The following is a 15,726-nucleotide window of genomic DNA, read 5'->3' on the forward strand; positions in this document are numbered from 1 at the left end:
CAAATATCACGTAACACAGCAATCCGGCGATTCATCATGGCGCCAGTACGTAGTCGCCAAAAAAGAAAATGGCCGAGATATCATCTCGGCCATTCGTAGCTTGGTCAAAGACTCAAGCCTGGATATTACTCATGTGCAACTTATTAGAAGTTGTACTGCAGAGCAACAGTCCACTCGTCGTCTTGCTTGTCGATGCCCTGGATCTTGTACTCGGTGTAAGCTTTCAGCTTCGGAGTGAAGGCATACTGAACACCCAGCAGGGTCTCGTCAACCAGATCCTTGTAAGTAGAACCGGCAGCTTGAGCGTTAGCCTTGCCTTCTTTGAAGTTGTAGCCAGCCAGGAAGGTCCAAGCGTCTACGTTGTAAGAAGCAGCCAGCTCGTAACCACGGCCGTCATCTTTCATGCCCAAGCTCTTGTTCTTCACTTCGCCTTCAGTGTAAACACCAGCGAAGTAGAAACCATTGATAGCGTAGTGCGCGCCCACAGCCCACTCGTCTTTCTTACCAGTATGGCCATTAACTTTGTTTTGCAGGTCAGAGTAGGCATAACCGGCATTGAAGCCCAGACCGAAGTCAAAGTCATAACCAGCAGCTACGCCGTAAGCTTTCTTACGCTTAACGTCGGAACCAAAGATGGCATCTTCTTTGACCTTCTGACCAACGTCAGTGATCTTGACCGCTACGTCATCGTTGGTTTGGTAGGAAACTTTACCTTTGAAACCACCGAAGGTGTTGGAGTAGATGATTTGACCTTCTTGACGACCGTCATAGAAGTTACCGGCATCGCCCCACTCGTTGAAAATATCGGTCGGCTCGAGTACGTCGTAGAAAGCGGTGTCGGTCTGACCGAAGATGATTTTACCGTACTGGGAACCATCAAAACCGGCATAGATGTGACGCGGATCGATGTCGCTGGTATTGCTACCAGAGTTTTCAGCAGCTACTTGCCACTCGGTTTTAGCAATGGCAGACCAAGTGTTGTTCAGAGCTACTTTACCAGACCAGCCCAGACGGGTTGCACCAACCAGTTCTGCTGATTTGTCGTTAGCTTCGCCGTAGTAGTTAGCCTGTACACGGCCGTACACGTCGAAAGTGGTACCGTCTTTGTCATAGATCACTGCGGCGTTAGCGGCGGATGCAAACAGAGCCGGAATAGCAATAGCCAGAATTGTCTTTTTCATAGTTTCCAATGCCTACTGTAATTAAACACTAAGTTGTTGTTATTCCCTGTGTTAGCGATGTTCTTTGCATCACTATGCCGCCGAGACTAGCACCGGATTTTTTGAACCGCAATGAAAAAACTTGGAACTTTTTACGCAAACCATAGTCACGGAGGCAAAAATGTGAGCCAAGTCTCACCTGACGGCAAGGCAAAAGGAAAACGTTTACAATGAATCCTGCTGATTATTTGGACTCAAATAGTCTATTTTGCATGCAAATGACGCTAACTACCTGATAAACAACCAAAGTGGTCTGATCAGCGTAAAACTGCCGTGATAATGGCTGTTGCCTCGACCTCACCGAGGGGTTGCGGGTATCCTTGTTTTTCGATTAACCCCTAACTGGCCTTCTCTTCATGCTCTCTACTCGCCTTAAAACCACCATTCGTCAAACCTATCGCCAGATTTCGGATGGATTACCCGGTTTTGTGCCGCGCAAAGAGCAGAACTTTCTGGTGGCTGAGATAGCAAAAACCCTGACCGGCGAGTACGACAAACAGCGCCGTATTCTGGTGGCCGAAGCGGGCACCGGTATCGGCAAATCTCTTTCTTATGCGCAAGGAGCCATCCCGGTGGCGCGGCTCACCCAGAAGAAGCTGGTGATCTCCACCGCCACCGTGGCCCTGCAAGAGCAGCTGATCCACAAAGACCTCCCTTTTTACCATCGCCACAGCGAGCTGCCGTTTCGTTTTATGCTGGTCAAGGGGCGTCAGCGTTACTGCTGCGAACATCTGCTGGAACAGGCAGCCAGTGGCGCCGAGATGGCCAACTTCGAGCTCGACTTTGGCAGTCTGAGCAAAACCAAACCATCTGACAGCGACAAAGCTCGCTACCAGGCCATGTGGCAGGCCTACACCAATGGCAAATGGGACGGGGATCGGGACAACTGGCCGGAGCCCATTCCCGACACTTGCTGGGATCGCATCGCCGCCGACCGTCACACCTGCAACAAGGCGCTGAGCCATCACCAGCACTGCCCCTTTCATCGCGCCCGCAACGATATGGAAAGCGCCGATGTGCTGGTGGTGAACCATGCGCTACTGCTCTCCGATCTCACCATGGGCGGTGGCATCATTCTGCCTCCCCCCGATGAGTGCATCTATGTGCTGGATGAGGCCCATCACCTGCCCACCATCGCCCGGGATCACGGCGCGGCGTCGGCCAGCGTCAAAGGCTCACGTCGCTGGCTGGAGAAGCTGGTACAAAGTGCAGGCAAGCTGGCGCGGACTCTTAATAAGGAGAGCCTGCTCGACCCCCAACTCAAACTGCAGGATGCGCTGGCCTCCATCCAGCCCGACCTGAAGGCGGTCGAGCAGTGGCTCAGCGCCAACGATCGGCTGTTTGGCGCGGAACCCCACTACCGCTTCGCCGAAGGGGTATTGCCTGATCCCCTGCCCATGCTGGCGGAGAATCTCAAGGAGTCGAGCAAGAAGGCGCTGCGAGCGCTGGATCGGATGCAAGGGGCCATAGGTGAAGCGCTGAAAGATGGCGAGATCCGCCGCAAGGAGGCCGAACCCCTGCTGGCAGAGAGCGGTTTTCATCTGCAACGGCTGGAGAGTTTCTGCGCCCTCTGGGAGATGCTGGGGCGCCATGTGCCGACCGGTAAAACCCCGCTCGCCCGCTGGATGGCCAAGAGCGATGACGGCGATATCTGGCTGCACGCCTCACCGATTGAGGTAGGCTATCTGCTGGAGGAGTGGCTCTGGTCGAAATGTCTGGGAGCCGTTCTGGTCTCTGCGACCCTCACCGCCCTCTCTTCCTTTAGTTATTTTCGCCATCAGGTGGGGCTCAAGGAGCACGACGGTACCCGCTATCTGCGCCTGCGCTCCCCCTTTGATTATCAGAAAGCCGAGCTCTATCTGCCCAAGATGGAGCACGAACCCAACTCGCCGGCCTTTACCAACGAACTCATCAGCGTGCTACCACGTATTCTTGCGGGCAAGGAGGCGAGTCTGGTGCTCTTCTCCTCCTACCGCCAGATGAATGAGGTGGCTGTTGGCTTGCGAGCCAAGGGACTGTCACTGCTGGTGCAGGGGGAAGCCTCCCGCAATGCCCTGCTCACCCTGCACAAACAAAAATGCGATGGCGGTCAGGCCAGCATCCTGTTTGGTACCGGCAGCTTCTCGGAGGGGCTGGATCTGCCGGGTCACTACCTTACCAATCTGGTCATCACCAAGCTCCCCTTTGCGGTGCCCAACTCGCCGGTCGAGGAGGCTACTGCCGAGTGGGTGGAGCAACGAGGCGGCAACCCCTTCCTGCAACTGACGGTCCCGGAGGCATCGCGCAAGCTTATCCAGGCCTGTGGCCGCCTCATCCGCAAAGAGGCTGATCGGGGACGGGTCACCATTCTCGACCGCCGCCTGCTGACCAAACGTTATGGCAAGGGGTTGCTCGACGCCCTCCCCCCGTTTACACGGCGGATCGAATAAATAAGTCGGTCGCTATTGATAAACAAACTGACAGCAGCGCGAACATCGACCACCAGAAAGAGCCATTGCCGCAGTAGGCCAAACCTGTAAAAATGAGCCCCTGTTTTCAGTGGGCAATCGCCTGACTGTTCAAGGAGATGAAATGAAACTGACTGTTCTGGTACCGGCGCTGGCTGGTCTGTTGTGGGCCGGTAGCGCTCTGGCTGATGCCCAATTGGAAGTGACCACCCCTTATGTCGTCCAGCTGATCGATGGTCAATCCATCAACCCCAAGCTGCTCGACAAAACCAGCACCTTCCCCCTCTCTGCCGGCAAACACCAGTTGGTCGTCGCCTTTGAAGGCAACTACTCCAGCCGTAACGAAATCAAGCTGGTGACCGCCGAGCCGCTGGTGCTGAACTTCACCGCCGCCGACAATCAGCAGCTGGTGCTGGACTATAAAAAGCCCCGCAACGAAGCCGAAGCCAAGCAGTTTGTCAAAGATCAAAAAGTGGCGCTGAAAGACAAGGTCAGTGGTCAGCAAGTGAGCAGCGAACAGTTCGTGATGCCGAAAGTAGAGGGCTTCCAGCTGACCCGTGACTATCAGCAAGAGCTGATCAACATGGGGAAAGCCTTCAACCAGCCCAAAGCAGTGGCCGTCTCTTCTGCTGCCGTGATGGCTGCCGCCAGCGCACCGGTTCAGGTTGCCCCCAGCAAGGCTCAAAGCAATCCGGAAGCGCTGACCCAGTTGCAAAACTGGTACAACAAGGCCGATGCGGAAACCCGCAAAGCCTTCCAGATCTGGGTTATCCAGCAGCAATAAGCCGGGCTGGGATATTGACTGAAAGGGGAGCCAAGCTCCCCTTTTCCACATCTTGCGGTCTTACTCACGACGCGTCTTGATTTATGCGCTGCCACTTCCCCTTTATATAGGGAGTACATATATGGATTCATCTGCTGATTTCATATATAGAAAGCGCCACCTTGCCAGGGAGAATGGCACCATGTCGTTGCGCATTTTCTATCACCCTCTCTACTCCTCCCTGACGCTACCCGAGCGCCATCGCTTCCCGCTGGCCAAGTATCAGGGGCTGTTTGAGCGCCTGCAGGTGCAGGGTTACCCCCTTGGCGAAGCGCCATCGGCCACCCGGGAGCAAATCTGTCGCATTCACGATGCCGATTATGTCGCGGCGGCCCTGAGCGGCCAGCTTGAAGAGCGCGCCATCCGCAAGATCGGTTTTCCCTGGTCACCCATGCTGATGGAGCGCACCTTGCGCTCAGTCGGAGCCACTATTGCTGCCAGCCGCTATGCACTTGAGCAGGGCTGCGGCTTGCAGATCTCCGGCGGCTATCACCACGCCCATCGCGATCACGGCAGCGGTTTTTGCCTGTTCAACGATCTGGTGATTGCGGCGCAGGCTTGCCTCGACGAAAAGCATTGTGAACAGGTGCTGATCATCGATCTCGATGTGCATCAGGGAGATGGCAGTGCGACCCTGTGCGCCGGACGGCGCGATATCATCACCCTCTCCCTCCATGAGGAGCACAACTTTCCCCATCACAAAGCCGCCTCTCACCTCGACTTTCCACTGCCAAGCGGCATGACGGACGATGCCTATCTCACCACACTGCAACAGGCACTATCGCTGGCGCTGCGGCTCTATTCGCCAGATCTCATCCTCTATCAGGCGGGGGTCGATGTGCATCATGCCGACGAGCTTGGCTATCTCTCCCTGAGCGATGAAGGGGTTCGCCTGCGCGATGCCATGGTATTTGACTGTGCAATCAAGCATGGGTTACCCATCGCGGCGGTGCCCGGTGGCGGCTATCGCCGCGACTGGCGACAGCTGATCCCGCTTCATATGTCGCTGTTTGAGACGGCGCGCCACCGTTTTGGCTGATGGCATGGCTTTATATGGCGCGGACACGCCATCAGAGTGGGAGGAGATTTCTCTAGATAAAACAGAAGAGGCGACCCCTGGGGCCGCCTCTTCATGTTTCGTCATCTGGGTCACACAAGCTCGCTCGTTGTCAGGCAAGCTCGGGACGCCTGAGGATAACTATTTCTGACGCTTGCGGGCGTACTTGCGACGGGCGCGGGCCTGACGCTCCTCTTCCCGCTCGGCCTTCTCTTTGGCTTTTTGCTCGGCTTCTGCGGCGGCTTCGACAATCTCGACGCTCACCATCTCCGGCGTCTCCAGCGAGATGCGGCCAAGCAAACCGGAGCGGAACTCGTTAATCAGGATCTCGGACGCCTTGTGCAAGTCGGCCAGCCCCCCTTTGCGCATAAACGCTCGCTGGCGGGCGATCATCTCCAGCAGCTCGATCTCGGTCTCGGGCAGCTCGTCAATCTGGTAGCGCGCCTTGATCCGCTCCGGATAGGCCTTGATGAAGTAGTCAGCGGCAAACATGGCGATATCGGCATAGTCGAACACAGTGTCTTTAATGGCTGCTGTGATGGCCAGACGATAACCACAGGAGGGCGGGTTGAGCTTGGGCCAGAGAAAACCCGGGGTATCGGTCAGGATAACGTTGTTATCCAGCTTGATCCGCTGCTGGGACTTGGTCACCCCCGCCTCGTTGCCGGTACGGGCGATGATGCGCCCCGCCAGAGTATTGATCAGAGTGGACTTGCCCACGTTGGGGATCCCCATGATCATGGCGCGCACGCCGCGCAGCTCCAGATTGCGCTCCGGCAGCATCTCGTGGCAGAGGGTCAGCAGTTGCTTGATCTTCTCGGGCTCCTGCTGGGTCAGGGGCAGCGCCTTGATCCCCTTCTCTTTTTCCATGTGCGCCACCCACAGATCGGTGATCGCCGGATCGGCCAGGTCCGCCTTGTTCAGCACCTTGATCACCGGGGTATCACCACGCAGCTCGGGCACCAGCGGGTTTTCGCTGGAGAAGGGGATGCGGGCATCGAGCATCTCGATGATCACATCGACCTGGGGCATGACCTCGGCAATCTCTTTGCGGGCCTTGTGCATGTGACCGGGGAACCAGTTGATGGACATATCCGTTACTCTCTGTGGGGGCTGCGGGCGCGCGCATGGAACAACAGGCGCTCTGCCGCGGGCATCGAACGAAGGGGGCGCATTTTACCTGCTGCGGGCCTCTTTTGACAGGTCATTCTAACCATCACCTCATCAAATCAGCAAACCGCCGAGGCGGAGCAACCTTGCCGGAAGCGACCGGACCAACTGGCTCAATTGATAGATAACATATTGATATAGTGTAACATTTTTATCACTTTTTCACACAACCGTCACCGATAGTCAGTAAAAGTGTCATCTGCCCCCTCTAGGCTGCGCTCAGGTTTTACAAGGAGCGAACCCCAATGAGAAAAATGGCAGGACTTGCAGTGATGATCGGCGCCGCCCTGGCTGCTGGCTGCAAATCAGACAATGACACGGTGGCGACCAAGCCCGCAGCCCAACCCACCAACGTCATCTTCTTCCTCGGTGACGGCATGGGCCTCAACACCCTGACGGCCGCCCGCATCTACGGTGTCGGCGAAGAGGGTGATCTCACCATCGATACCCTGCCAGAGACGGCCTTTATCAAGACCTTCTCCCACGATGCCCAGGTCACTGACTCGGCCCCCTCCATGGCGGCCTACATGACCGGGGTCAAGAGCAACAACGGCGTCATCAGCATGGACGGCGACGCCACCTATGAGAGCGACTGCAGCAAGAGCGCCGGCAAGCCGGTGACTACCCTGCTGGAGCTGGCCAAAGCCGATGGCCGCGGTACCGGCGTGGTAACCAGTACCCGGGTGACCCACGCCACCCCGGCGGCTACCTATGCCCATATCTGCAACCGGGATCTGGAAGCGGATATCGCCGTCCAGCTGGTACCGGACGGCAAAGGCTACAACAGCGCCCTCAAGGAGGGACTGGATGTGGTGCTCGGTGGCGGCAGCAGCTTCTTCCTGCCCAAAGCCGACAAGGGCAAGCGGGAGGATGGCCGCAACCTCATCAGCGAAATGCAGGCCAAGGGCTACCAGTTTGCCAGCAATCTGGATGAGCTGAACAAGGCCGATGCGGGCAAGCCGCTGCTGGGTCTGTTTGGTTCCAGCCATATGAAATATGACCTGGACCGCCCCGCCAGCGAGCCGTCACTGGCCCAGATGACCCTGGCCGCCATCAAGCAGCTCAAGGGCAAGGAGAAGGGTTACTTCCTGATGGTGGAAGGGGGCCGCATCGACCACGCACTGCACGACACCAACGCCAAGCGTGCGCTGCAAGACACCATCGCCTTCGACAACGCCATCAAGGCCGCCATCGACGAGGTGAAAAAGAGCGACCCCGAGCTGAAAAACACCCTGATCGTGGTCACCGCCGACCACGACCACACGCTCGTGCTCAACGGCTATGCCAAGCGCACCGGCAAGACCACTGCCGACAACCCCGGCGTACTCGGGCTGGTGAAGAACTACGAGACTGGCGAGCCAAGCAAGGATAGCGAGGGCATGCCCTACACCATCATAGGTTTTGGCAACGGCTACAACCGGGTGGATGGCCCGCGCAGCAGCGTCGCCCCGCTCGACGATGCCACCGTCTCCGCCAATGACTACCACCAGGAAGTAGTGGTAAGGGATGGCGGAGATCGGCAACGAGACCCACGGCGGCACCGATGTCTTCCTCGGCGCCATCGGCAAGGGGGCTGACAGCTTCCATGGCTCACTCGATAACACCGCCGTGTTCGGCAAGATCAAGGCTGCGGCCAAGCTGTAAGGAGCACTTTCATGAGCAAACAGATGAACACATCCATCAAGCACACGCTGGTCTGCGCAGCCCTGTTCAGTGCGCTGGGCGCAACCTCCCAGGCACAGGCCGCTGATGCCAAAAACGTCATTCTCTTTATCGGTGATGGCATGGGGCCCACCGTGCTCACCGCCACCCGCCTGTTCAAGGTGGGAGAAGAGGGCAATCTGGAGATGATGAAACTGCCGCGCAGTGCCCGCATCAAGACCTTCTCCAACGATGCCCAGACCACCGACTCGGCCCCCTCCATGGCGGCCTACACCACCGGGGTCAAGATGAACAACGAGGTGATCGCAATGAGCAGTGACACCAAAGCCGTCGCCCCCGGCAAAGACGTCAATGGCAACAAAACCGTCAACAATTGCAGCAGCGATAACGGCAAGCCGGTGCCCACCATCCTGGAGCTGGCCAAGGCGGCAGGCAAATCGGTCGGGCAGCCGTCACCACCACCGAGCTGACCCACGCCACCCCGGCGGCCACCTACGCCCACATCTGCCATCGGGATGCTGCCTATGACATCGCCGCACAGGCCGTCCCGGGGGGCGCTGGTTTCAACCAGGCGCTGGGGGATGGGGTGCGATCGTGCTGATGGGCGGTGGTGCCAACCACTGGACCCCCTACAGCGCCAGCAACAAGGGCGGTCGCAATGACAACCGCGACCTGACCGCCGAGATGAAGGCGCAGGGATACAGCTATGTCACCACCCAAAGTGAACTGGCCAAGGTCACCAGCGGCAAGGTGCTCGGTCTGTTCAGCGGCGAAAATCCCACCTGGACTACGAGCTGGGATCGGGTCGCCAAGGGGGCTGCCAATACCCAGCCGTCCCTCTCCGAAATGACCGCCAAGGCGATCGACCTGCTGAGCAAGAACAGTCAGGGTTACTTCCTGATGGTAGAGGGTGGCCGTATCGATCACGCCCTGCACGGCACCAATGCCAAGCGCTCGCTCACCGACGCAGTGGCTCTGGATGAGGCGGTCAAGACGGCGCTGGGTAAAGTGGATCTCAACAATACCCTGATCGTGGTCACCGCCGACCATGACCACACCATGACCATTAACGGCTACTCCGCCAAGGGCGATCCGGTGCTGGATCTGGTGAAAAATGGCGATGGCTCGACCCAGAACGACGTGGATGGCAAGCCCTTCACCACCCTGGTGTTCGGTAACGGCCCCAACCGCCCCGATGTGCGTCCCGTCCTCACCAGCGATCAGGTGATGGCCAATGACTATCTGCAGGAGACCGGCGTCAAACTGACATCGGAAACCCACGGCGGCGGCGATGTGATGCTGTTTGCCGATGGCGCCGGCAGCAACCGCTTCAAAGGCACGCTGGATAACACCAAGGTGTTTGGCAAACTGCGGGAGGCGCTCGGCCTGTAAGCAGCAGGGGCCCGGGTGCATCTGAGCAATGGACTCAGCGGCCCGGGCCCCGGCTCTTTCGAGCGACAGATGATGATGCGACTTTTGCTTTCGTTATGGCTGCTTGGCAGCACCCTCGCCTTCCCCCTGCATGCTGACGACACGCCCCCGGATCTTCGCCGCCCGGATCAGCTATCACGACCGGAACACCGGCAGCGATGGCATCGCCAGAGAGAGTGTCTGGCAAGAGAAGTGGCTGCGGGTGGGCAATCAGGTGTGGAGCCAGCGGCTCATTCCCCTCCCCCTTGCCCGTGCCTATCACGCCACTCACGATGCCACCCCCGGCCACAAGCACTTTACCCACCAGATGGCAGCCCGCTGGGTCAGTCGCAGTGATGAAGGTGAGTTGCAACTGCGTTATGCCGACAGCTGGCACAACCAGCTGGTTGAGGTGCCGGTGGAAGAGTATGGCCAGGTGGCCTTCAAACCCGACTGGCCACGGATCCGCCATCTCGTCAACCCGGCGCTGATCGAGGGGATGACCCCGCTGGATGAGGCCGCCCCCGAGCAGGCCCGCTGGTATGAGAAGCGCGAAGGGCAGCAACGAACCCGCATTCTCTGGTCGAGTCAGTGGCAGCTCCCGCTGGTGGTCGAATCGGCCAGTCTCGACGGCTATCGCAGCTACCGGATGGAGGTGACCCTGCGCAAGCTGCCTGCTCAGCTCCCCTGGCAGCAACTCGCTGATTACGAAGTGCGCGATCTGCGCGATTTCTTCGACTGAGATCCCAACCCCTCAGCGAGCCCAACGACAACGCAGGCAGGAATGTTACACTCTGCATATTCGACTCTGGCTCACGACCTTGATGCGCGCTCTCTGCCTGCCCTTTTTTGCACTGCTGTTGTTGCTGGTACACACCGGTGCCCAGGCTATTGTGCTGGTGGCGGCCGAGCTGCCCCTTACGTCATTCGCTCCTCTCACGGCAAACCAAGCGGTGTCGCCATCGAGATCATGGAAGAGGCCGCGCGACGCCTTAAAGAACCGCTCACCATCGAGTTGATGCCGCTGGCCCGAGCCCTCACCCAAACCGCCCATCGCAAGGATGTACTGCTGATACCGCCAGTACGCAGCTCTCAACGGGAGCATCTCTACTACTGGGTTTCCCCCATCCTTGATGAAGAGTTCCTCATTGTCAGCAATCGCCACAAGCATACCACCCCGCTCATGATAAACGCGCTTCCTTCACTCAAGGTGGGCACCTTGCGTCACTCCTTCGGCCAGTATCTGCTCAAGCAGAGGCTGAATCTCGCCAGCCAAACCGTCGCCACCGAAGACCTCAATGCCCTCAAACTGCAACGAGGACGCATCGATGCCTGGGTCGCAGCCTGGAACGTCATCCTCTACAACCAGCAGACGGGCGGATTTTCCATCGATGAGATAGTAAAAGGCGAATCCTTGATGCGTACCCAGTTATTTATCGCGGCCAGCAAGGATTTTCCCTTCACCGAAGGGCGTCGCTGGCAAGCCGTGATTGACGAGATGCGCCATGATGGCACACTGGCGCGGATCATCCGTCAGTACAACTATCAGGTTCCTGAGTAGTCACTCAATCACGGTTGCCAAGGCCGGCCAGAATGGTTATGGTAGCCCCATGAAAATACTCGCTATTTCCTCGCATTTGCTCACACCCTGCTGAGCCCCCGCCTCGCTCCTTCGGCCGCGAGTCGCTTGGGGGCATGGCATTTTCAATCGATTGAACCTGTTGAATCCATTTTTGTAACACTTTGCGTGATGGCCAACCTGCACCCGCCGGTATGGGCCTATCCGCTATTGATAAGGAATATCTTATGAAACAACCTCATCTGGTTATCTCCAGCCTTGATCTGGACCGTATCGAACAACTGCTCGGCAACCATCCGCAGCATCTGGCCCTGCAAGAGGAGCTGGACCGCGCCGAGATCCGCGAACCGGCCGACATGCCGCCGGACGTGGTCACCATGAACAGCAAGGTACGCTTCAAGATGCAGAGCAGCGGCAACGAGTTCTGCCTCACCCTGGTCTACCCGCGCGATGCCAAGGGCGACGAGAGCAACATCTCTGTACTGGCGCCGGTAGGCAGCGCCCTGCTCGGCCTGAAAGTGGGCGACAGCATCGCCTGGCCGGGCCCGGCCGGTCGCACCATCGAGGTAGAAATTCTGGAAGTGGTCTATCAGCCGGAGCGCGCCGGCGAACTGCACCGCTGAGTCCCCCGGGCTGGTCATCTCCCTGTTGATCAGCCCGCTTGCTCGCTCTTGCCAGCTGATCCCGATCAAGCTTTGCGCACCTTGCCCCCCGGTTTTTAGCCCCTTTTCCTGCTGCTGCTTGAGCCTGACTCGGGGGGCAGGTATCTTGTTGGCCGCGTCATGGTCATGACGCACCGAATTTCAGGCTGACATCATGATAAAAATTGCCCTTATCGACGATCACCAGATCGTCCGATCCGGTTTTGCCCAACTGCTCAATCTGGAGCCCGACCTGCAGGTGGTCGCCGAATTCGGCTCCGCCAGCGATGCCCTTGCCGGCCTGCCCGGCAGCGGGGCGCGGGTCTGCGTCTGCGACATCTCGATGCCCGACCAATCGGGGCTGGATCTGCTCAAGCAGCTCCCCTCCGGTCTCGCGGTGGTGATGCTCTCGGTACACGACAGCCCCGCCCTCATCGAGCAGGCACTGCAGACCGGTGCCAAGGGATTTCTCTCCAAGCGCTGCAGTCCGGACGAGCTGATCGCCGCCGTGCGCACCGCCGCACAGGGGGGGTGTTATCTGACGCCGGACATCGCCCAGAAACTGGCCAGCAGCAGCCGGGATCCCCTCACCAATCGGGAGCGGGAGATTGCCCAGTTGCTGGCACAGGGGCTGGAGGTGAAAGCCATCGCCGAGCAGCTTGGACTCTCCCCCAAGACGGTTCACGTCCATCGCGCCAACCTGATGGACAAGCTCAAGGTCAGCAACAACGTCGAGCTGGCCCACCGCATGCTGGATAGCTGGTGATCTCCCGTCTTGCCAGCTATGTCGCCATCGCGCTGGCGGCCTGCTTCATCTTTGCCGCCGGCTGGTTTTGCCTCTGGAGCATCAGCCTGCATCTGGCGGGTGGCCCAGCGCTGGCGGTGCTGCTGTTCCCCTTCGGCCTGCGCCTCGGGTTGCTGCTGCAAAGTCCCGGCCACTACTGGCCGCCGCTGTTGCTGTGCGAAGGGCTGCTGCTCTACTGGCTCAATCTGGAAGTGGGGCTGCCCCACTGGCCTTGGCTGGTCGCGGGCAGTCTGCTGACCCTGCTACCGCTGCTGATTGCCCGTCACCGGCAGGTGCGCAACGACTGGCAGCAACTGTTGCTGCTGCTCGCCACCGTCACGGCGGCGGCGCTGCTGCAAGCCCTGCTCTGGCATCTGGCCGGGGAAGATGGCCTCTCGGCCCTGCTGCTCAGCCTGACCGGCGGGCTGACGCTGACCTCCACCTGTATGCTGATCTGGCACTACCTCACCCGCGCCACCTGGGTGCCGCTGGGGCCTGCGCTGGTGGATCAACCGGTGGAGTGGCGCTTTCGCCATCTGGTCTGGTATCTGCTGCTGTTCGTATTGAGCCTCTGGCTGCAACTGGGATTGCCCAACTCGCTGGTACGCTTCACCCCGTTTTGTCTGGCCATCCCCATCATCGCCATGGCGTGGCGCTACGGCTGGCAAGGGGCGCTGCTCGCCACCCTGATGAACACCATCGCCCTGCTGGCCAGTCAGGCCTGGCATGATCACCCGCTGGATCTGCTGCTCTCCCTGCTGGCCCAGAGCCTCACCGGCCTGCTGCTGGGTGCCGGGATCCAGCGCCAGCGGGAACTCAATCAGGCGCTGACCCGCCAGCTCGCCCACAATCGCCAGCTCACCGAGCGGCTGCTGGAGACCGAGGAGAGCATCCGCAAGGAGGTGGCGCGCGAGCTGCACGACGACATCGGCCAGACCATCACAGCAATTCGAACCCAGGCAGGGATCGTGCGCCGCCTCGCCCCCGATAATGCCGGGGTGGGCCAGAGCAGTGCCCTGATCGACACGCTATCGCTCGGGATCTATGACGCGGTGCGCGGTCTGCTCGGGCGGCTGCGCCCGCGCCAGCTCGACGACATGACTCTTGAACAGGCGGTACGGGCACTGCTGCGGGAGCTGGAGCTGGAGCGTCACGGCATCGTCACCCGTCTGGAATGGCAACTGGCAGATGGCGATCTCTCCGATGCCCAGCGGGTCACCCTGTTTCGGGTCTGTCAGGAGGGGCTCAACAACGTGGTCAAACATGCCAACGCCCACTCGGTCACCATTCGCGCCCGGGCCAGCGGCGAGCAGTTGCAACTGGTGCTGGAAGATGATGGCCGCGGTCTGCCGGAAAGCCGCCCGCAGCAGGGCTATGGCCTGCTCGGCATTCGCGAGCGGGTACAGGCCCTAGGGGGCAGTCTGCAACTCTCCTGCATCCACGGCACCCAGCTGACGGTCAATCTGCCCAGTCGCAGACGGGAAGAGAGTCATGGCTAATCACCACCAGAGGGCCTGCCTGTGCTGAGTTTTATGAGAAGCGCGCCGCCCCGGCCCCTTATCCGGGATCAGGCCGAGATCGATGCCACCTATCGCCACTGGCGGCTGCACCTGCTGCTGACCATGTATCTGGGCTATGCGGTCTTCTACTTCACCCGCAAGAGCTTCAACTTCGCCATGCCGGACATGCTGGCGAGCGGCATGCTGGACAAGTCCGATATCGGCATGCTCTGGACCCTGTTCTACATCACCTACGGCTGCTCCAAGTTCTTCTCCGGCATCATCAGTGACCGCGCCAACCCGCGCTACTTTATGGGTGTCGGACTGATAGCCACCGGCGTTATCAACATACTGTTCGGCCTCTCGTCGGCACTCTGGATGTTTGCCGCCCTCTGGGTCGCCAACGCCTTCTTCCAGGGCTGGGGCTGGCCCCCCTGCTCCAAGCTGCTCACCAGCTGGTATTCGCGCACCGAACGCGGGGTCTGGTGGTCGGCCTGGAACACCGCCCACAACGTCGGCGGCGCGCTCATCCCTCTTATCGTCAGCACCATCGCCCTGCAGCATGGCTGGCGCTACGGCATGATAGTGCCCGGCCTTATCGCCATCATCGCGGGATTGTTCCTCTGCTGGCGACTGCGGGATACCCCGAGCGCCATGGGATTGCCAACGGTGGGCGAGTGGCGCAAGGATGCCATGGAGCTGGCCCAGCAGACCCAGGATGCGGGGCTCTCCCACCGCCAGATCCTGCGCAAATATGTGCTGGGCAACCCCTATATCTGGCTGCTCGCCTGCTGTTACGTACTGGTCTATGTGGTGCGCACCGCCATCAATGACTGGGGCAATCTCTATATGACCGAGCAGCGCGGCTTCAATCTGATGAGCGCCAACTCGGCCATCTCCATGTTCGAGGTGGGGGGCTTTATCGGTGCGCTGGTGGCGGGCTGGGGATCGGACAAGCTGTTCAACGGCAACCGTGGCCCGATGAACCTCATCTTTGCGGTGGGGATCCTGCTGGCGGTGGGGTCGCTCTGGCTGATGCCCTTCTTCAGCTATGTGATGCAGGCGGCCTGCTTCTTTACCATCGGCTTTTTCGTGTTTGGCCCGCAGATGCTGATCGGCATGGCAGCGGCGGAGTGCTCCCACAAAAACTCGGCGGGGGCGGCCACCGGCTTTGTTGGTCTCTTTGCCTACATGGGGGCGGCGCTGTCAGGCTATCCGCTGGCCAAGGTGATGGAGATCTGGCACTGGAACGGCTTCTTCGTGGTGATCTCGGTGGCGGCAGGCGTCTCGGCCCTGCTGCTGCTCCCCTTCCTCAAGGCGCAGGCACCGAGAACAGCTCAAGCTCCGTCAGAGTAATGGACGGCAGCTGACGAGCTATATCCGGCAAGCAGAAACAAACAGGGCGCGGATCACCGCGCCCTGCTGTTATTCCTG

The 15,726-nt window shown here is 59.4% G+C and carries 10 protein-coding genes and 4 pseudogenes; 12 read left to right on the forward strand and 2 right to left on the reverse strand.

The genetic code is table 11. From position 1 onward, the window contains the following. Nucleotides 1-143: 143 nt before the first annotated feature. The gene (locus tag ACTG2G_RS03640) at nucleotides 144-1,181 is read right to left on the reverse strand and encodes a porin (protein WP_421386001.1); all 1,038 of its coding nucleotides are present in this window, start codon (nucleotides 1,179-1,181) and stop codon (nucleotides 144-146) included. 395 nt (nucleotides 1,182-1,576) lie between these two features. Between ACTG2G_RS03640 and dinG the strand changes: the two genes are divergently transcribed. The 3 genes from dinG (at nucleotide 1,577) to ACTG2G_RS03655 (ending at nucleotide 5,529) form a co-directional block, all read left to right on the forward strand. Continuing rightward, nucleotides 1,577-3,649 (forward strand): ATP-dependent DNA helicase DinG, encoded by a 2,073-nt coding sequence (gene dinG / locus ACTG2G_RS03645; protein ID WP_421386002.1) that lies wholly within the window; start codon nucleotides 1,577-1,579, stop codon nucleotides 3,647-3,649. Between the two features lie 142 nt (nucleotides 3,650-3,791). Beyond that, entirely contained in the window at nucleotides 3,792-4,451 is a 660-nt protein-coding gene (locus ACTG2G_RS03650) for a YccT family protein (RefSeq protein ID WP_042655856.1), read from the forward strand. 181 nt (nucleotides 4,452-4,632) lie between these two features. Then, entirely contained in the window at nucleotides 4,633-5,529 is an 897-nt protein-coding gene (locus tag ACTG2G_RS03655) for a histone deacetylase family protein (RefSeq protein ID WP_421386003.1), read from the forward strand. Between the two features lie 159 nt (nucleotides 5,530-5,688). On the opposite strand, the gene ylqF is transcribed toward ACTG2G_RS03655, so the two are convergent. Further along, entirely contained in the window at nucleotides 5,689-6,639 is a 951-nt protein-coding gene (ylqF, locus tag ACTG2G_RS03660) for a ribosome biogenesis GTPase YlqF (RefSeq protein ID WP_199428690.1), read from the reverse strand. A gap of 323 nt (nucleotides 6,640-6,962) precedes the next feature. Here ylqF and ACTG2G_RS03665 point away from each other — a divergent pair. The 9 genes and pseudogenes from ACTG2G_RS03665 (at nucleotide 6,963) to ACTG2G_RS03705 (ending at nucleotide 15,648) form a co-directional block, all read left to right on the forward strand. Further along, a pseudogene (locus ACTG2G_RS03665) lies at nucleotides 6,963-8,361 on the forward strand (alkaline phosphatase). Between the two features lie 140 nt (nucleotides 8,362-8,501). Further along, a pseudogene (locus tag ACTG2G_RS03670) lies at nucleotides 8,502-8,980 on the forward strand (alkaline phosphatase). After that, the gene (locus tag ACTG2G_RS03675) at nucleotides 8,980-9,771 is read left to right on the forward strand and encodes an alkaline phosphatase (protein ID WP_439985200.1); all 792 of its coding nucleotides are present in this window, start codon (nucleotides 8,980-8,982) and stop codon (nucleotides 9,769-9,771) included. The pseudogene ACTG2G_RS03670 and the gene ACTG2G_RS03675 overlap by 1 nt, the downstream one beginning before the upstream one ends. 72 nt (nucleotides 9,772-9,843) lie before the next feature. Continuing rightward, nucleotides 9,844-10,531, forward strand: a pseudogene (locus tag ACTG2G_RS03680) (hypothetical protein). 82 nt (nucleotides 10,532-10,613) lie between these two features. Continuing rightward, a pseudogene (locus ACTG2G_RS03685) lies at nucleotides 10,614-11,350 on the forward strand (substrate-binding periplasmic protein). 245 nt (nucleotides 11,351-11,595) lie between these two features. After that, nucleotides 11,596-11,991 (forward strand): nucleoside diphosphate kinase regulator, encoded by a 396-nt coding sequence (gene rnk / locus ACTG2G_RS03690; protein WP_005334070.1) that lies wholly within the window; start codon nucleotides 11,596-11,598, stop codon nucleotides 11,989-11,991. A gap of 193 nt (nucleotides 11,992-12,184) precedes the next feature. Further along, nucleotides 12,185-12,775 carry a transcriptional regulator UhpA gene (gene uhpA / locus ACTG2G_RS03695; RefSeq protein WP_005334071.1) on the forward strand — a complete coding sequence of 197 codons (591 nt, stop codon included), beginning with the start codon at nucleotides 12,185-12,187 and terminating at the stop codon, nucleotides 12,773-12,775. After that, complete coding sequence (gene uhpB / locus ACTG2G_RS03700) at nucleotides 12,772-14,292, forward strand: signal transduction histidine-protein kinase/phosphatase UhpB (RefSeq protein WP_421386007.1); 1,521 nt, start codon at nucleotides 12,772-12,774, stop codon at nucleotides 14,290-14,292. The genes uhpA and uhpB overlap by 4 nt, the downstream gene beginning before the upstream one ends. Nucleotides 14,293-14,313: 21 nt before the next feature. Further along, on the forward strand, nucleotides 14,314-15,648 hold the full coding sequence (locus tag ACTG2G_RS03705) for an MFS transporter (protein ID WP_204382968.1): 1,335 nt from the start codon (nucleotides 14,314-14,316) through the stop codon (nucleotides 15,646-15,648). Nucleotides 15,649-15,726 lie beyond the last annotated feature (78 nt).

This window comes from Aeromonas sp. 55A (genome assembly GCF_051919665.1).
In the GTDB taxonomy this organism is placed as follows: Bacteria; Pseudomonadota; Gammaproteobacteria; order Enterobacterales; family Aeromonadaceae; genus Aeromonas; species Aeromonas veronii.